Here is a 17,139-nt window from a genome sequence, read left to right on the forward strand (position 1 = left end):
CGGTGCTATGTCTGCGCTGGGGATGCGCTGAGTTCTGCAGGCGGGCTGGCACAGACCACAGTGAATCGGCGACATGTCGCCACGAAACCATGGGGGACCTCCTTGAGCTCCACATTCAAACGAGGCGCGCGTCTGAGCGCCATCGGCGCCGCTGCAGCGCTCGCTGCGGGTGGCCTGATGGTCGCACCGGCGGCCGCCGAAGAAGCGGCCCCGGCTGCGAACCTGGACCAGATCGCCGCTCAGGCGTTCGGGATTCCCGGCGTCGTCGGCGTCACGACCGACAACCAGAGCATCTTCATCAAGGTGCTCGGCGAGTCGGGCGAGGGTGGCATTGCGCCCATGTCGGCGAGCAACGAGCAGAGCGTCAACGACCTCGCGAGCCAGTTCGGCAACGTCCAGGTCGTCGAAGGACAGGCCTTCACGCCCGTCGCGACGAACGACGTGGTGGGTGGCGCGGGCTACATGACCACGGACGATGGGATGACCAGCGCGGGCGCCTGCTCGGTCGGCTTCTCGGCGTGGTCGCCGAACGGCGACCCGGCCATCATCACCGCCGGTCACTGCAACGGCACTGACGACGGCATGCCGAACCTCTTCACGTCGCAGCCGTCGCAGGAGCCCGCTGTCGGCGGCGAGGGTTACACCATCATGGCTGAGCTCGGCACCTGGGGCTACACCCAGTTCGGCGGCCCGGGCAACACCTCCGTTGAGAACCCCTACGACGTCCAGCCTGAAGAGCTCGAGAACGGCACCGACATCGCCGTCATCGACGACATCAACCCCGAGCTGAACCTGCTGCCGTCGGTCACCGACTGGACGACGGCAGGCGAGGACGACCTCGCCAAGTCGGCGACGTCGGTCACGGCCGTTGGCTCGGCCTCGATCGGCGATGAGATTCGCCGCTCGGGCCGCACGACCGGTTCGAAGGTCGGCGTCGTCAACGAAGAGGGCTACACCCTCGTCGGTGACCCGCAGATCGGCTACCACCCGGTCTACGGCTACAACGCAACGTCCACCGGCGACTACGACCTCGCCGTTCCGGGTGACTCCGGCGGTTCGGTCGTCATCGGCAACACGGCCGTCGGCATCACGAGCGGCGCTGGCCAGAACCCGGAGACGGGCTTCACCGACCTGTGGTTCGCTGACCTCCCCGACGCGATGGAGCAGCTGCACGCGAACGGTGGCGAGTACCAGGTCGCGCTTGACATCGCGGAGCCCGAGGTCACGAAGGCCTCCGCTCAGCAGGGCACGCAGTTCGAGGGCGCCGCGCCCGCGAACTCCGAGGTGACCATCGGTGGCGACATCGAGGCCACGGCCACGGCCGACGAGAACGGCAACTTCTCCTTCGCCGCCCCGAACGACACGGGCAGCTTCGACATCACGCTGCAGGCGAAGCAGGGCTACAACGTCTCGGAGACGGTCAACGCGACCGTCAAGACGACGAAGCTCCAGCTCGACGCGCCGGTCATCACCGGCCCGGAGAACGAGTCGAAGTCGACCGAGGCCGTCACGGCCGTCACCGGCACGGGCCAGCCCGGCGCCGAGGTGACGCTGCAGGGCGACGCCGAGGGCACCGCGACGGTCGGCGACGACGGCACGTGGTCCGTCGACGTTGAGCTCGGCTTCGGCGCCTACACGGTCGGCGCGACGCAGTCGCTCGCTGACTCGACCTCCGACGCGCGCTGGGTCTCCTTCCAGGTCGTTCCCGGTGCCCCGAGCATCGTGACGCCCGAGGACGGCGGCAGCTACGAAGAGGGAATGATCCCGGCCATCACCGGTGAGTCGCCCATCAACGGCGCCACGGTCTCCCTCGACATCGAGGGCCCCGAGGCCGCGCAGGCGACGATCGAGGCAGTCCGCGACGCGGGCGGTGCCGAGGTTGTCGGCGGCGTGTGGTCCGTCGAGCTCCAGGAGCAGCTCGCTCCCGGCACCTACACGATCGCTGCCACGCAGTCGGTTGACGGTGTGACGAGCGACGCGACCTCCGTGACCTTCGAGGTCGTTGCAGCCGGCTCCGGCGGCGGCGACGAGGGTGACCAGGGCGACGAAGGCGACCAGGGCGGCGAGGGCGACGAGGGCGATGACAACGACCTCGCTCCGACCGGCGCCGACAGCGCCACGACGGTGCTCCCGCTTGCCGGTGGCGCCGCGGTGATCCTTCTCGCTGGTGCGACGCTCCTCGTGGTGCGCCGCGTGACCCGCGCATAAGGCACACTGCCTGAATTACCCGTCGAGGCGGGGTGAGCGAATGCTCGCCCCGCCTCGCGGCGTTTTGGTGTGATGTTCGCCACTGATCGACAGGGTATGATCACCATGTCGCGACTGGCGTCCGAGGTGGGTCACCACCGGGAAGCGGCACACCGAACGGCATTCGACCGCGCGCCTGGGTCGAAGCGAACACCCCACGCCCGCTGAGTCCGTTCTGGAGCATTCATGACTGATTCGCTGTTCAACGCCCCCCTGGCCGACGTCGACCCTGAGATCGCGGCGGTCCTGCAGCGCGAACTCGATCGACAGCGCGGCTTCCTCGAGATGATCGCATCCGAGAACTTCGTTCCGCTGTCGGTCATGCAGTCGCAGGGATCCGTGCTGACGAACAAGTACGCGGAAGGCTACCCCGGGCGGCGCTATTACGGTGGTTGCGAAGAGGTCGACATCGCCGAGAACCTCGCCATCGAGCGCGCGAAGTCGCTGTTCGGATCCGCGTATGCGAACGTGCAGCCGCACTCCGGTGCGTCGGCGAACGCGGCCGTGCTGCACGCGATCGCGCGGCAGGGCGACACCGTGCTCGGCCTGTCGCTCGACCACGGCGGCCACCTCACGCACGGCATGAAGCTCAACTTCTCGGGCCGGCTCTACGACATCGTCGCGTACGGCGTCGACCCCGAGACGTCGCTCGTCGACATGGACGAGGTGCGCCAGCTCGCGCGCGAGCACAAGCCGAAGGTCATCATCGCCGGCTGGTCGGCGTACCCACGCAAGCTCGACTTCGCCGCCTTCCGCGAGATCGCCGACGAGGTCGGCGCGTATCTGTGGGTCGACATGGCGCACTTCGCCGGCCTCGTGGCCGCCGGCGTCCACCCGAACCCCGTGCCCCACGCGCACGTCGTCTCATCGACGGTGCACAAGACGATCGGCGGCCCGCGCTCGGGCTTCATCCTCACCAACGACGCCGACATCGCGAAGAAGATCAACTCCGCAGTCTTCCCCGGCCAGCAGGGTGGACCGCTGATGCACGTTATCGCCGCGAAGGCCACGGCGTTCAAGCTCGCGGCGACCGATGCGTTCGTCGACCGTCAGAAGCGCACCGTGCGCGGCGCGCAGATCCTCGCAGAACGCCTCACGCAGCCCGACGTCGCCGAGGCCGGCATCACGCTGCGCTCGAACGGCACCGACGTGCACCTGGTGCTCGTCGATCTGCGCGGTGCATCGATCGACGGCAAGCAGGCCGAGGATCTCCTGCACGAGATCCGCATCACGGTCAACCGCAACTCGGTGCCGAACGACCCGCGGCCGCCGATGGTGACCTCCGGGCTCCGCATCGGCACGCCCGCGCTCGCGACGCGCGGCTTCGGCGATGAGGAGTTCACCGAGGTGGCCGACATCATCGCCCGCGCGCTCCTGCCGAACCCCGACGTCGCGGCGCTGCGTGCGCGCGTGACGGCCCTCGCTGACGCCCACCCCCTCTACGACGGGGTCGAGAGCGCTGGCCAGGGCTACGCGGGCTGACCCCGACGCTTTCGATGATGAAGGAGCACACATGACCGCACAGGTCCTCGACGGCAAGGCCGCGTCCGCGGCAATTAAGAGCGAGCTCGCCGAGCGAATCGCCTCGCTCAAGGAGCGCGGCGTGACGCCGGGTATCGCGACCGTTCTGGTCGGGGCGGATCCAGCTTCGCAGCTGTACGTCGGAATGAAGCACAAGCAGTCCGTTGCGATCGGGATGAACTCGATCCAGCGGGAGCTGCCGGCCGACGCGACGCAGGAAGACGTCGAGGCGCTCCTCGACGAGCTGAACGCGGATCCGACGTGTCACGGCTACATCGTGCAGCTGCCGTTGCCGAAGCACATCGACACCGACCGCGTGCTCGAGCGGATCGACCCGGCCAAGGACGCGGACGGCCTGCACCCGACGAACCTCGGACGGCTCGTGCTCAACGTCAACAGCGAGATCACGACACCGTTGCCGTGCACGCCGCGCGGCGTCATCGAGCTGCTCGTGCGCAACGGCTACGACCTCAACGGCAAGCACGTCGTGGTCGTCGGCCGCGGCGTGACGATCGGACGTTCGGTGGGGCTGCTGCTGACCCGGCGCGAGTACAACGCCACGGTCACCCTGACGCACACCGGCACGGTCGACATGTCGGCGCACCTGCGCGAAGCCGACGTCATCGTCGCCTCGGCAGGCGTGAAGCACCTCGTCACGGCAGCCGATGTGAAACCGGGCGCTGCGGTGCTCGACGTCGGCGTGACGCGCGAGGAGGACCCGGAGACCGGCAAGCCGAAGATCTACGGCGACGTGCACCCGGACGTGGGGGAGGTTGCGGGTTACCTCTCGCCGAACCCGGGCGGCGTCGGCCCGATGACGGTCGCACTGCTGATGACCAACGTCGTGGAAGCTGCCGAGCGCTCGCTCGCCTGACGGTAGGTGACTGCGCCCCGTCTCCGTCAGTGATGATGGAGACGGGGCGCAGCGCGTTCAGTCGTTGTGGCGTTCGAGGAAGTCGAACACGTCGCGTTCGCTCACACCGGGGAAGTTCCCGCGGGGGAGCGGGCTGAAGATATGGGTGTGCACGCGAGCGCTCGGCCAGGCCTTCTGAGACCACCGTGCCGACACGTCGGGGGAAGGCTTGCGGCAGCACGACTCATCGGGGCAGTTCGACGCCTCACGCTTGGTCGTCTCACGTCCGCGCCAGAAGCGCGCGTCGTCGAACGGGACGCCGACCGTGATCGAGTACTCGCCGTGGTCGCGCGTACCGGTCTGGGTGGCGCACCAGAACGTCCCGCCCGGAGTGTCGGTGTACTGGTAGTGCTCGGTCGTGCGGTTCTGGCGTTCGAACGCGCGGCGTGCCGAGAAGTTCCGACAGAGGATCTGCCCCTCGACCGCGCCCGTGACGTCCTCCGGCACCGGGAGTCCGTCGTTGACGTACACGCGCTCGATCTGCCCCTCGCTCCCCGCGCGCAGGAAGTGCAGCCGCATGTCGAGGTGCTGCGTCATGAGGTTCGTCATGCGCATGCTGGCCGCCTCGTGCGTCACCCCGAAGGCGTCGCGGAAGTCCTCGACCGCGAGGTTGCGATCCTTCTTCGCCTGCTTCAGGAAGTCGACGCCCGCGGTCTCCGGGATGAGGCAACATGCGGCGTAGTAGTTGATCTCGAGACGCTGCGCGAGGAAGTCGGCGTACGAGGTCGGCGGCTTGTGACCGAGCAGCCGATGCGCCATGGCCTGCAGGGCCATCGAGCGCAGGCCGTGACCGCCCGGAATCGAGGCCGGCGGCAGGTAGATGCGCCCGTTCGCGAGATCCGTGATCGAACGCGTCGATGCCGGCAGGTCGTTGACGTAGATGAGCTCGAATCCGAGCCGCTCGGCCATGAGGCTCACGGTGCGGTGGGTCAGGGCGCCGCGCTTGTGACCCGCGGCGGCGAGCTGCTCCTCGGCGAGCGTCTCGATCTCGGGCAGGTAGTTGTTGCGGTCGCGCATGCGCAGCCGGAGCTCGGTGTTCGCGCGACGGGCCTCCTCCGGCGTGGCGTTGGCCTCCCGGTCGCGACGTTGCAGTTCCTGGTGCAGCCCGAGGACCGTCTCGAGGGCCTCGTCCGTGACGCCCTTCGTGACCTTCAGCGGCGGGATCCCGAGCTGCAGGAACGAGTACGTCTGCTGGGCGTGCTCGAGCGCGATCTCGAGCGCCGCGCGGCGGTTCGGCGGCTCGGACGAGATGAGGTCGCCGACCGAGACATCGGTTGCTTCCGCGATCGACTGCAGGAGCGTCAGCTTCGGCTCGCGCTTGCCGTTCTCGATGAGGCTGAGCTGGCTTCCCGCCACGCCGACGAGCGCGCCCAGCTCGTCAAGGGTGAGGTCCTTCGCGACGCGATGGTGGCGGATCCGGTGCCCGAGCGTCTTGAGCTCGATACGGGGGTTCGGGGTCGTCGAGGGGGCTGCAGGGCTCATTCCTTGATTGTATCGAAAGAATGCAGGAAATTATGATCCGAAATGGTGCCAAGGATCCCCATCCATGACCGATTCTTGAGGAGAGGACGAACTCGAGTCGTCCTCTCGACGACGATAAGGAGCGCTCGATGGCCATTGCGGAACCGATCACCTTCGCCCGTAACTCGCGCCTGTCCGAGTACGGAACGCGTCCCGAGTATGACTCGCGCGCGTTCGAGGAGCTCCTTTCCTGGGTGAAGAGCGTTGCCGCACTGACCAAGCCCGAGCGGATCCACTGGGTTGACGGAACCGCTGAGGAGCGCCAAGCTCTGCTCGACGCGATGGTCGACCAGGGCATGCTGATCAAGCTGAACCCGAAGCTGCGTCCCGGCAGCTACCTCGCCCGCAGTGACGCGGGAGACGTCGCGCGCCTCGAATCGCGCACCTTCATCGCCTCGGAGCGCGAGGAGGACGCGGGGCCGACGAACAACTGGACCGAACCGTCCGTGATGCGCGCAACGCTCACGGAGCTGTTCGACGGATCCATGCGCGGACGCACGATGTTCGTGGTGCCGTTCTCCATGGGCAAGGTCGGCGGCCCGATCTCGCAGCTCGGCGTGCAGATCACCGACAGCCCCTACGCGGTCGCGTCGATCGGCGTGATGACGCGCGTCGGATCCGCGGTGACGGAGCTCATCGCCGAGGGCAGCCCCTGGGTGCGCACGGTCCACTCGGTCGGCGCGCCGCTCGAATCCGGCGACCGCGACGTCGCATGGCCCTCGAACGATGAGAAGTACATCGTGCACTTCCCGGACACCCTCGAGGTCTTCAGCTACGGATCCGGCTACGGCGGCAACGCGATCCTCGCGAAGAAGTGCTACGCCCTGCGAATCGCATCGGTGCTCGGTCGCGACCAGGGGTGGCTCGCGGAGCACATGCTCCTCATCCGCGTCGTCTCGCCCGAGGGGCGCAAGTACCACGTCGCCGCGGCGTTCCCGTCCGCGTGCGGCAAGACGAACCTCGCGATGCTGCGCCCGACGATTCCTGGCTGGAAGGTCGAGACGCTCGGGGATGACATCGCGTGGATCCGCCCGGGTGAGGACGGCCGCCTCTACGCCATCAACCCCGAGGCCGGCTTCTTCGGCGTTGCGCCCGGCACAGGCGAGTCGACGAACGTGACGGCCGTCGAGGCGCTGCGCGAGAACGTCATCTTCACGAACGTCGCGCTGACCGACGACGGCGATGTGTGGTGGGAGGGGCTCACCGACGACGCCCCGGAGCATCTGATCGACTGGCAGGGCAACGACTGGACGCCCGCGGCCGACCGCCCCGCCGCGCACCCGAACTCGCGCTTCACGGTCTCGGCCGCGCAGGCGCCATCGATCTCCGACGACTGGGAAGAGGCGGTCCCGCTCGACGCGATCCTTTTCGGCGGACGCCGCGCGAGCAACGTGCCGCTCGTCACGGAGGCGTTCGACTGGAACCACGGCGTGTTCATGGGATCCACGATCTCGTCCGAGCGCACGGCGGCCGCCGAGGGGACGGTTGGCGAGTTGCGCCGCGATCCCTTCGCCATGATGCCGTTCTGCGGCTACAACATGGCCGACTACTTCGGACACTGGGTCGAGATGGCGAGCCTCGCCGAGAAGCTGCCGAACGTGTACCAGGTCAACTGGTTCCGCAAGGGTGACGACGGCCGGTTCCTCTGGCCTGGGTTCGCGGAGAACTCGCGTGTCATCGAGTGGATCATCCGCCGCATCGAGGGATCCGCGGACGCCGTCGACACGCCGATCGGCCGCGTGCCAGCGGAGCTCAACACCGAGGGCCTCGACCTCCCGGACGCCGACCTCTCGGCCCTGTTCGAGATCGATCCCGACGGCTGGCTTGCTGAGGCCGACCTGACGTCGGAATTCTTCGACACATTCGGCGACCGTGTGCCGGAGGAGCTGCGTAGCCAGCTCGCCGGCCTGCGAGATCGTCTCCAGACCGCGAAGAGGGGCTGACCGCACTCGGCACCCTTCGCTCGCGGGGATCTCCTCGGACCGCACGCCGAGCCCCGCATCAGCGGCCCGTTCCCCCTCCCGATCCGGGGAACGGGCCGCCTCACGCTTCCCCCCCCCGCTCTATATGACGCAAATGGCTCGAAAACATGCCTTTTTCGAGCCACTTGCGTCATGTCAGGCGCGGGGAGTACTACGCCAGCAGCTGGTGGCGGGCGAGGTCCCGGTAGAGCGGGGTCGACTCGATCAGCTCGTCGTGCGTGCCCTGGCCGACGACGGCGCCCTCGTCGATCACGACGATCTTGTCGCTGTCGACGACCGTCGAGAGACGGTGGGCGATGAGGATGAGCGTGCGGCCCTCGGCGACGGCGTCGATCGCCTCGCGCATGCGGCGCTCGTTGAGGCCGTCGAGCGACGAGGTCGACTCGTCCAGCAGCAGCACCGGCGGAGCCGACAGCAGGGCGCGGGCGATCGCGAGGCGCTGGCGCTCGCCGCCGGAGAGCATCACGCCGTCCTCGCCGACCGGCGTATCGATACCGCGTTCGTCGCGGTCGACCACATGGCCGAGATTCACAGCCCGCAGTGCACGGTCGCACGCCTCGTCTGTGGCGGCGGGGGAGGCGAGGCGCAGGTTGTCGGCGAGAGACCCGGCGAGTGTCGGCGCATCCTGCTCGACGTAGCCGAAGCGGGCCCGCAGTGCTTCGCGCGGCAGGTCGCGCACATCGTGGCCGTCGACGCGGATCGCGCCGCCCGTCACGTCGTAGAAGCGCTCGATGAGCGAGAGGATCGTCGACTTGCCGGCGCCGGACGGGCCGACGAGAGCCACACGGGATCCGCGCGGCACGTCGAAGCTGACTCCCCGCAGGACCTCGCCATCGGCCGGGGCGACGATCTCCTGCTGCAGGTGGGCGTCGCCGGCGCTCGTTCCGATCTCCGTCGCGGCCTGACGTCGCGCTTCGACGACGTCGCGTGGGTAGCGGAAGCGCACGTCTTCGAACGCGACGGCGACGTCCGCGGCTGCATTCTCGCAGGAGGGCGGCAGATCCTGCACGGATCGGGCGGATTCCGACGCTTCGGGACGCGACTCGGTAGACGATGCCGTCGTTGTGCTCGCCGCGTCGTCGGTATCCTCCTCGGGCAGGTCGAGCACCTCCTGGATCCGCCCCAGCGCGCCGAGCGCCTGGCCGACGCTCGTGATCGCGCCGAACGCCGACGCGAGCGGCATGATCATGAGGAACAGGAACATCGCGAACGTCACGAGCGAGGCGACCGAGACGGCTCCGGTCGCGACACGGAGGCCGCCCACACCGAGCACGACGAGCAGCGAGACGTTCATCGCCAGGCCGGCGACGGGCACGACGAACGCCGACGCGCGCGCGACGTCGAGACCGGCGCGGTAGGCGCGCTGAGCGGATCCGCTGACCGCGTCGAGCTCGCGACGCGTCGCGCCGGCCGCGCGGATCGTGCGGATCGACCCGATGGCACGCTCGATTCCGTTCGACAGGTCGCCGACGCGCTCCTGCTGTCGCTCGGTGGCCGAGCGGATCCGACCCGACAGCGCGACGACGGAGATGACGGCGACGAGGAGCACGCCGACGATCGTCGCCAGCAGGATCGGGTCGATGATGAGCATCGCCACGAGCGCGCCGATGAAGATCAGCGCGTTGCCGACACTGTCGGCGAGTCCCTGCGTGAGAACGGCGTAGAGGAGGGTCGTGTCGGTTCCGACGCGGCTGACGAGGTCGCCCGTTCGGCGCGCATCGAACTCGCTGATGGGCAGGTGCAGGATCCGGCGGATCAACTGCCGACGGCTCGAGAGGACGACCGCGGTGCCCGCCTTCTGCAGCAAGTAGTGCTGGTAGGCGCTCACGCCCGACTCCACGACGACGAACGCCACGAGCCCGTACAGCAGCCATCCGAGCGGCTCCTGCGTTTCGACGTGGCGGATGACCTCACCGATCATCACCGGCTGCACGAGTGTGAACACCGCCGCGATGACCGACAGGATCGCGACCACGACGATCGCTCTCCGCTGCTCGAGGATGTACGGCACGAGCTGCCGGAAGGAGGCCCGCGGCCCGTCCCCCTTCTTCGGGCGGGAGAACGGGGATCGCCGGCGCGTTTCAGCCATGGGCGGCGTCACTTCTTTCCGTACTTCTTGTGTGCGGCCTGCTTCGTGATTCCGAGGGCGTGCGCGATCGCCTCCCAGGAGTACCCGCCCGCGCGAGCGCGGCGGACGAGGGCTTCCTCTTCGCGGTTCAGCGCACGCCGCGCCTCGGCGACCTGCGCGAGCGCGGCAAGGGGCTCTCTCGGGGCACCACCCGAAATGGTCCTGACGGCCATGCGTCAACTATAGTTGACGTTGCGCATGTCGTCCAGCGGGCGACCTACCAGAGGATCGCGATGGACGCGTTGGCGAGCGTCAGCAGTCCGATCAGCCAGAAGATCGCCGCGGGAACGGATCCGGTGCGCTTCTGGCGCGCCCCGCCGATGCCGAGCAGTGCGCCGACCACGACGACGACGATGAGCTTCACGCCGATCTTCATGTAGTTCATGTCGCCGTCGAGTCCCCACGGCGCGGCGAGTGCGAGGCCTGCGACGAGGGCGATCACGAGACCCCATTGCATGACCTTCGAGACACCTCGCTTGCCGAAGAGCTCGACGATCCAGCCACCGAAGAGTACCGCGAACCCGATGAGGTGGACGATGATGACGACGTCGCGCAAGATATCCATGCTTCTACCTTACGTAGAATTATGCGGAAAGGCCACGCAGCGCGATCACCGCGCGCACCGCGGCGTCGGCGGCCTCGAAGCCCTTGTCCTCCCGGGATCCGGGAAGCCCCGAGCGATCGAGACCCTGCTGCTCATCGTCGACCGTCAGCACGCCGAATCCCACCGGCTTGCCAGTGTCGAGGGCCACCCGCGTCAGGCCGTCGGTCGCCGAGGCCGAGATGTACTCGAAGTGGGGGGTGCCACCGCGGATGATCACGCCGAGCGCCACCACCGCGTCCGCGCCCTGCTGGAGGGCGGCCTTCGACACGACGGGCAGTTCGAATGCGCCGGCGACACGGACCACGCGATAGTCGGCATTCGCCTGCTCGAGCATGCGCTCCGCACCCGCGACGAGCGCGTCCGAGAGCGTCTGGTGCCAGGCTCCGGCGACGACGACGATCCTCATTCCGGTCGCGTCGACCCCACCCTGCTGAGGCTGTCCGGTGCCGCTCACTGGTCTGTCCCTTCGTGCATGCGCGCGACGGCTTCGTGCAGCGCGTCCTCGCCGATGATGTGGCCCATGCGGTCGCGCTTGGTCTCGAGATACTGATGATTGTTCGGGCCCACGCCCACGATGAGCGGCACCTGTTCGTCGACGTCGATTCCGAACGAGCGCAGCTGCTCGACCTTGTCGGTGTTGTTCGTCAGCAGGCGGAGGCGCCCGATGCCGAGGTCGGCGAGGATCGATGCCGCGGCGGCGTAGTCGCGGGCGTCGGCCGGGAGCCCCAGCTCGATGTTCGCGTCGAGAGTGTCGAACCCGCGCTCCTGCAGCGCGTAGGCGCGCAGCTTGTTGATGAGGCCGATGCCGCGGCCCTCGTGCCCGCGCATGTAGATCACGACGCCGCCCTCGGATGCGATGCTCGCCAGCGCCGCGTCGAGCTGCGGACCGCACTCGCACTTGAGGGATCCGAGCGCCTCTCCCGTGAGGCACTCGGAGTGCACGCGCACGAGCGGCGCCGTCGTCGTGAGGTCGCCCGACACGATCGCGAGGTGGTCGGTTCCGGTCGCGCGATCCCTATATGCCAGGAAACGCATATCACCGTGCTCGGTCGGGATCACGGTGTCGGCCCGCAGACTCACCGTGCGCGTGGCGACGGGGTCGCCGCTGCGCGGATCCACGGCGTCGAGGTGCGCGGCGAGCTCCTCGATCGTGATCACCGGGACGTCCGACTCGCGACCGAGTTCGAGCAGCTCCGGCAGGCGCATCATCTCGCCGTCGTCGGCGATGACCTCACCGATGACCGCCACGGGCGAGAGGCCAGCGAGGCGCATCAGGTCGACGGCGGCCTCGGTGTGGCCAGCGCGCTCGCGCACGCCGCCGGGGCGCGCTCGGAGCGGCAGGATGTGCCCGGGGCGGATGACGTTGGCGGAGGTGGCATCCGGGTTCGCGAGCACGTTGAGCGTGCGGGAGCGGTCACTCGCGCTGATTCCCGTGGTGATGCCCTCTGCGGCGTCGACGGACACCGTGTATGCGGTTCCGCGCATGTCTTCGTTGCGCGCCACCATGGGCGGGAGGTCGAGGCGGTCGGCCCATTCCTCCGGCATCGGAGCACACAGGTATCCGGAGGTGCGGTGCACCATCCACGCGATTGCCGCCGGCGTGGCGAGCTCGGCGGAGAGGATCACGTCTCCCTCGTTCTCACGGTCCTCATCGTCGGCGACGAGGACGGGACGCCCCTCGCGCAGCGCGGCGATCGCGTCGTCGATCGACGACAGCTGACGGTCGGTCATCGTGTCTTCTCCCTGAGGGTCGAGAACGCCGCGAGTCGCTGCACGTGGCGGGCCAGGATGTCGGTTTCGACGTTGACGCGGTCGCCCGCGCGGAGCTCACCGAAGGTTGTCGCGCGCAGGGTCTCCGGGATCAGCGAGACTTCGAGCCAGTGCTGATCCGCGTCGGGCGCGCTCACGTCGCTCACCGTCAGTGATGTGCCGTCGAGCGTGATGGATCCCTTGTCGACGACGAGCGGTGCGAGCTCGGCGGAGATCCCGATGCGAATCACCTGCCACTGTTCGCCGGGCGTCACGGACACGACGGTGCCGGTGCCATCGACGTGCCCCTGGACGATGTGGCCCCCCAGTCGGGCATCGACGGCGAGGGCGCGCTCGACGTTCACGCGTCGGCCCGGGGCGACGCCCTCGAGGGTCGACATGTCGAGCGTCTGCTTCATGACATCGGCGGTGAAGGCGTCGAGCGTCCAGTCCACGACGGTGAGGCACACGCCGCTGACGGCGATCGACTCGCCGTGTCGCACGCCGTCGACGACCGTCGGCGCATGGATCGTCAGGCGCACGCCGTCGCCGGAGGGATCGACCGCGGCGATGCGACCGACCTCCTCGATGATTCCGGTGAACATCAGCTCATCTCTCCTTCTGTGGCTGAGGGACTGGGGGCGCCGCTCGCCGGGCGAGCGACCAGCAGCAGGTCATCGCCGAGAGTGTCGACAGACGTGATGGTGAAGCGTCGCTGCTCGGAGATCGTCGTGACACCGATGTCGGTGAGCGCCGCCCGCGGGCCGCCGATGAGGGTCGGCGCGATGTACGTCAGCACCTCGTCGGCGAAGCCGCTGGCGAGGAACGCGCTCGCGAGTGTGGGGCCGCCTTCGACGAAGACGCGGTACAGGCCGCGATCGAAGAGATCGTCGAGAACTGCGGCGAGGTCGTGCGTCGCATGCACGATCGGCGTGCGGGGGTGCGCGTGGATCCGAGCCGACGGCGGCACCGCGCGCGTGCCGATGACGACGGGAACCGGCTGCGCCTGGAAGAGGGCCGATGTCTCGGAATCCCTCGCCGTGAGCGCCGGATCATCAGCGACGACGGTGCCCGTGCCGACGACGATCGCGTCCGCCTCCGCGCGGCGGCGGTGCACATCCGCGCGGGCCACGGGCCCGGTGATCCACTGGCTCGTCCCGTCGGCCGCGGCCGCGCGGCCGTCGAGGCTCTGTGCCCACTTGACCGTCACGTGCGGGCGGTCGAGTTCGCGTGCCGTGAGCCATGGATCCAGGAACGCGCGCGCCTCATCGCCGAGCACGCCGGCTTCGACGTCGATGCCGGCAGCGCGCAGGCGTTCGGCCCCGCCGCCCTCTTTCGTGCCCGGATCCGGAAGGGCGTAGACGACGCGCGCGACGCCCGCCGCGATGAGCGCCTCGGCGCACGGGCCGGTACGTCCGGTGTGATTGCAGGGCTCGAGCGTGACGATCGCCGTCGCGCCCGCCGCGCTGCCGAGGTGGCTGAGGGCGTCGACCTCCGCGTGTGCGGTGCCAGCCCCGTGGTGCCAGCCCTCGGCGAGCGTCTCGCCACTGGGGGAGAGGAGGAGCGCGCCGACCTGGGGATTGCGGGTGCGGCGACCGCGTGCGGCGAGTTCAAGCGCGCGACGCATCGCGGCGATCTCGGCGTCGGTGGCCATGTCCGGATCCCTTCGGTCTGTCGACACCGGGGTTCACGGAACGGGCCCATACAGGCTCGTCGTGCTGCCTCCCATCCGGACTAGCAGGTCACCCTGCATCACCGTCGGTTCCGGAATTACACCGGATCACCCCCACGTCAGTGGGGATCGCGGACTTTACCGCCGGTTCGGATTCACACCGACCCCGGAGCACGTTCTCCAGCAAGCATAACGTGCCCCGTCAGAATGTATTCCCGCGGGCAGGCGCGAAACGCAGTCACCTCCGCGGGGATCGGCTCGCGCGGGGAGCGAAGCAGTGCTTACAGGCCCCAGTGCTGGGGCGTGCGGGGGTCGGTGGAGAGCAGGCCCGCGACCCAGCCGTCGGCGCGGCCGTGCGCCCCGCTGGTGCCGTGACGGGGGAGAGACCTGCGGCGGACGCCCTCCAGCTGGAAACCCAGTCGCTGCGCCACGCCGGCCGAGCCCGCGTTGCCGACGACCGCCTGCCACTGGATGCGCTCCAGGCGCATCGGACCGAACGCGAAATCGATGACGGCGCTTGCCGCCTCCGCCATATAGCCGTGGCCGCGGCCGGACGGGGCCATCCAGAAGCCCAGTTCCGCCCCGCCCTCGCTGATGTGGTGCAGGCCGACGACACCGACGAGCTCGTCGCCCGGCCGGATCGCCCACACGTGTTCGGTGCCCGCCTGCCACCACTCGGCGACGAGTCCGACGAACGTCTCCGCGTCCTGCCGCGTGTACGGCGACGGCACCGTCGTGTAGTACTGGATATCCGGATCCTGACACGCCTCGTAGATCGCGTCGACGTCAGAGGTCCCCGGCGCGGTGAGGCGCAGTCGTGTCGTCGTCAGGGGGACCGGGTCACCCACGAAGGAGCCCGACGCGCTCGTAGACCGCGGTGAGCGTGTGTTCCGCGGCCTCGGCGGCGCGCGTCGCGTTGGCCGACAGCACGCGGTCGAGCTCCGCCGGATCGTCCAGCAGTTCGAGCGCACGTGCTCGCACCGGCTCGAACTCCGCCACGACGACGTCGCGCAGCCCCTTTTTGAAGTCGCCGTACCCGCGTCCGGCGTACTCGTCCTCGATCGCCGCCACCGAGGATCCGGTCAGCGCCGAGTAGATCGCCAGCAGGTTCGAGACCCCGGGCTTCTCGTCGCGGTCGTAGCGCACGATGCCCTCGGAGTCAGTCACCGCGCGCATGATCTTCTTCGCGGTGACGTTCACGTCGTCGAGCAGGTACAGCACGCCGGCCTGCGACTCGGCCGACTTCGACATCTTCGACGTCGGCTCCTGCAGGTCGTAGATGCGCGCGGTTTCGCGGGGGATCACGGGCTCCGGCACGGTGAACGTCTCGCCGAAGCGCGCGTTGAACCGCTCGGCGAGGTTGCGCGTGAGCTCCACGTGCTGCTTCTGGTCGTCTCCGACGGGAACGGCCTCCGCCTGGAACAGCAGGATGTCGGCCGCCATCAGCACGGGATACGTGAAGAGGCCGACGCTCGCCTGGTCGGATCCATAGCGCTGCGACTTGTCCTTGAACTGCGTCATCCGGCCGGCCTCGCCGAAGCCGGTGATCGTCGACAGGATCCACGCCAGCTCGGCGTGCGCGGGGACCTGCGACTGCACGTACAGCGTCGACTTGTCGGGCTCGATGCCCGCCGCAATGTACTGCGCGGCGGTGCGCCGGGTCTTCTCGCGCAGCTCCTTCGGATCCTGCGGCACCGTGATCGCGTGCAGGTCGACGACGGTGAAGAACGCGTCGAAGTCGTCCTGCATGCCGCGCCACTGCATGAGGGCGCCGATGTAGTTGCCGATCTGAAGCGAATCGGCGGACGGCTGCATACCGGAGAAGAGGCGTGGTTTCGTCACCCGATCAGTCTACGGCGCACCGCTCGGCGCTCATGTCGGCCGGCGATCTGATAGCGGCGCGTGCGTCTCGATCGCGGCGACCTCGCCGCCGCGGCGCACGTGCACCACGGTGAAGGATCCCGTCTCGAGCGCGGCGGCGCGACGCAGTTCGGTCGACGGCGGCGTTCCGGTCTCGCTCGCGATCGCCTCCATGATCTCGGGCAGTACGGGGCCGTGGGAGCACAGCACGGCTCCCTTCTGCTTGCGGATCCGTTTGGCGACGATCGACGCGACGTCGCCGTCCTGCGCGGCCCACGCGTCCTGGCTGATCGCGTCGCTGACGTGCACGCGGCGCCCGAGCTTCTTCGACAGCGGCGCCACAGTCTGCTGGCAGCGCAGCGCTGACGAGGCGATGATGCGCCGCACGCCGAACGCCTTCAGCGGACGCACTGCGGCCTTCGCCTGCTTCTCGCCGCGCGGCGCGAGGGGCCGCTCGCTGTCGACGGGGGCGGATCCGGCGGTGCCGTGCCGCAACAGGACGATCGGAAAGGTGTCGAGCCCGTCGGCGGCGATGAGCTCCTCGAACCGCGTGAGCACTTCGCGGTCGACGGGGTAGCTGACCTTCTTCCGCGCTTTCTTGAGTGACAGCCACTCGAGCGCGGCGATCTCCTTGTTCGGCGTGAAATCCGAGGCCTCGATCGCCTCGGGCGTCGCCTCCACCGCCCAGTAGTGCACGAGCTTCTCGCGCCCCGACGGCAGGTGATACTCGACGCACCCGAGCGGCGGCCCGAGTTCTCCGCGGATCCCCGTCTCCTCGGCGATCTCCCGCACCGCGGTCTCCGGGAAGGTCTCGCCCGGATCGAGCTTGCCCTTCGCGAACGACAGGTCGCGGAACTTCTTCCGGTACACGAGCAGCACCTGGATGCGGTCGTCGACCCGGCGCCAGACGACGCCGCCGGCCGCGAGGACGCGCCGGCCCAC

At 68.9% G+C, this 17,139-nt stretch carries 15 protein-coding genes and 2 riboswitches; of the genes, 4 read left to right on the forward strand and 11 right to left on the reverse strand.

All coding sequences use genetic code 11. The annotated features are described in order from the left end of the window. Positions 1-102: 102 nt before the first annotated feature. The 3 genes from IEW87_RS05445 to IEW87_RS05455 all read left to right on the forward strand — a co-directional run bounded on the left by IEW87_RS05445 (position 103) and on the right by IEW87_RS05455 (position 4,642). The gene (locus tag IEW87_RS05445) at positions 103-2,208 is read left to right on the forward strand and encodes a S1 family peptidase (RefSeq protein ID WP_188711259.1); all 2,106 of its coding nucleotides are present in this window, start codon (positions 103-105) and stop codon (positions 2,206-2,208) included. 100 nt (positions 2,209-2,308) lie between these two features. After that, positions 2,309-2,396: riboswitch (ZMP/ZTP riboswitch) on the forward strand. A 37-nt stretch (positions 2,397-2,433) separates the two neighbouring features. Next, entirely contained in the window at positions 2,434-3,729 is a 1,296-nt protein-coding gene (gene glyA, locus IEW87_RS05450) for a serine hydroxymethyltransferase (protein WP_188711260.1), read from the forward strand. Positions 3,730-3,760: 31 nt separating this feature from the next. Then, complete coding sequence (locus IEW87_RS05455; RefSeq protein ID WP_188711261.1) at positions 3,761-4,642, forward strand: bifunctional methylenetetrahydrofolate dehydrogenase/methenyltetrahydrofolate cyclohydrolase; 882 nt, start codon at positions 3,761-3,763, stop codon at positions 4,640-4,642. 57 nt (positions 4,643-4,699) lie between these two features. Here the strand turns inward: IEW87_RS05455 and IEW87_RS05460 are convergent, their stop codons facing one another. Beyond that, entirely contained in the window at positions 4,700-6,163 is a 1,464-nt protein-coding gene (locus IEW87_RS05460; protein WP_188711262.1) for a helix-turn-helix domain-containing protein, read from the reverse strand. Positions 6,164-6,291: 128 nt separating this feature from the next. Here IEW87_RS05460 and IEW87_RS05465 point away from each other — a divergent pair, with 128 nt between their 5' ends. Continuing rightward, entirely contained in the window at positions 6,292-8,145 is a 1,854-nt protein-coding gene (locus IEW87_RS05465; protein ID WP_188711263.1) for a phosphoenolpyruvate carboxykinase (GTP), read from the forward strand. Between the two features lie 190 nt (positions 8,146-8,335). On the opposite strand, the gene IEW87_RS05470 is transcribed toward IEW87_RS05465, so the two are convergent. The 10 genes from IEW87_RS05470 to IEW87_RS05515 all read right to left on the reverse strand — a co-directional run bounded on the left by IEW87_RS05470 (position 8,336) and on the right by IEW87_RS05515 (position 17,139). After that, on the reverse strand, positions 8,336-10,273 hold the full coding sequence (locus IEW87_RS05470) for an ABC transporter ATP-binding protein (protein ID WP_188711264.1): 1,938 nt from the start codon (positions 10,271-10,273) through the stop codon (positions 8,336-8,338). A gap of 8 nt (positions 10,274-10,281) precedes the next feature. Next, positions 10,282-10,485 (reverse strand): AsnC family protein, encoded by a 204-nt coding sequence (locus IEW87_RS05475; protein WP_188711265.1) that lies wholly within the window; start codon positions 10,483-10,485, stop codon positions 10,282-10,284. Between the two features lie 44 nt (positions 10,486-10,529). Next, positions 10,530-10,877, reverse strand: a complete 348-nt coding sequence (locus IEW87_RS05480; RefSeq protein ID WP_188711266.1) for a Fe-S protein — start codon at positions 10,875-10,877, stop codon at positions 10,530-10,532. A gap of 19 nt (positions 10,878-10,896) precedes the next feature. Next, complete coding sequence (gene ribH / locus IEW87_RS05485; RefSeq protein WP_188711267.1) at positions 10,897-11,370, reverse strand: 6,7-dimethyl-8-ribityllumazine synthase; 474 nt, start codon at positions 11,368-11,370, stop codon at positions 10,897-10,899. Beyond that, positions 11,367-12,647, reverse strand: a complete 1,281-nt coding sequence (ribA, locus tag IEW87_RS05490) for a GTP cyclohydrolase II (RefSeq protein ID WP_188711268.1) — start codon at positions 12,645-12,647, stop codon at positions 11,367-11,369. Before ribA ends, ribH begins: the two co-directional genes overlap by 4 nt. Next, positions 12,644-13,270, reverse strand: a complete 627-nt coding sequence (locus IEW87_RS05495; protein WP_188711269.1) for a riboflavin synthase — start codon at positions 13,268-13,270, stop codon at positions 12,644-12,646. The genes ribA and IEW87_RS05495 overlap by 4 nt, the downstream gene beginning before the upstream one ends. After that, entirely contained in the window at positions 13,270-14,319 is a 1,050-nt protein-coding gene (gene ribD / locus IEW87_RS05500) for a bifunctional diaminohydroxyphosphoribosylaminopyrimidine deaminase/5-amino-6-(5-phosphoribosylamino)uracil reductase RibD (protein WP_188711270.1), read from the reverse strand. Before ribD ends, IEW87_RS05495 begins: the two co-directional genes overlap by 1 nt. A gap of 58 nt (positions 14,320-14,377) precedes the next feature. Next, positions 14,378-14,515: riboswitch (FMN riboswitch) on the reverse strand. Between the two features lie 103 nt (positions 14,516-14,618). Further along, complete coding sequence (locus tag IEW87_RS05505) at positions 14,619-15,185, reverse strand: GNAT family N-acetyltransferase (protein WP_188711271.1); 567 nt, start codon at positions 15,183-15,185, stop codon at positions 14,619-14,621. Continuing rightward, positions 15,178-16,179 (reverse strand): tryptophan--tRNA ligase, encoded by a 1,002-nt coding sequence (trpS, locus tag IEW87_RS05510; RefSeq protein WP_188711272.1) that lies wholly within the window; start codon positions 16,177-16,179, stop codon positions 15,178-15,180. The genes IEW87_RS05505 and trpS overlap by 8 nt, the downstream gene beginning before the upstream one ends. A gap of 30 nt (positions 16,180-16,209) precedes the next feature. Continuing rightward, positions 16,210-17,139, reverse strand: a complete 930-nt coding sequence (locus IEW87_RS05515) for an NUDIX hydrolase (RefSeq protein ID WP_188711273.1) — start codon at positions 17,137-17,139, stop codon at positions 16,210-16,212.

It is taken from the genome of Microbacterium faecale, from assembly GCF_014640975.1.
Taxonomy (GTDB): Bacteria; Actinomycetota; Actinomycetes; order Actinomycetales; family Microbacteriaceae; genus Microbacterium; species Microbacterium faecale.

Coding starts and splice junctions, on each gene's coding strand:
- glyA (WP_188711260.1), top strand. CDS start 2,434: ATGACTGATTCGCTGTTCAACGCCCCCCTGGCCGACGTCGACCCTGAG.
- IEW87_RS05455 (WP_188711261.1), top strand. CDS start 3,761: ATGACCGCACAGGTCCTCGACGGCAAGGCCGCGTCCGCGGCAATTAAG.
- IEW87_RS05460 (WP_188711262.1), bottom strand. CDS start 6,163: ATGAGCCCTGCAGCCCCCTCGACGACCCCGAACCCCCGTATCGAGCTC.
- IEW87_RS05465 (WP_188711263.1), top strand. CDS start 6,292: ATGGCCATTGCGGAACCGATCACCTTCGCCCGTAACTCGCGCCTGTCC.
- IEW87_RS05470 (WP_188711264.1), bottom strand. CDS start 10,273: ATGGCTGAAACGCGCCGGCGATCCCCGTTCTCCCGCCCGAAGAAGGGG.
- IEW87_RS05475 (WP_188711265.1), bottom strand. CDS start 10,485: ATGGCCGTCAGGACCATTTCGGGTGGTGCCCCGAGAGAGCCCCTTGCC.
- IEW87_RS05480 (WP_188711266.1), bottom strand. CDS start 10,877: ATGGATATCTTGCGCGACGTCGTCATCATCGTCCACCTCATCGGGTTC.
- ribA (WP_188711268.1), bottom strand. CDS start 12,647: ATGACCGACCGTCAGCTGTCGTCGATCGACGACGCGATCGCCGCGCTG.
- IEW87_RS05495 (WP_188711269.1), bottom strand. CDS start 13,270: ATGTTCACCGGAATCATCGAGGAGGTCGGTCGCATCGCCGCGGTCGAT.
- ribD (WP_188711270.1), bottom strand. CDS start 14,319: ATGGCCACCGACGCCGAGATCGCCGCGATGCGTCGCGCGCTTGAACTC.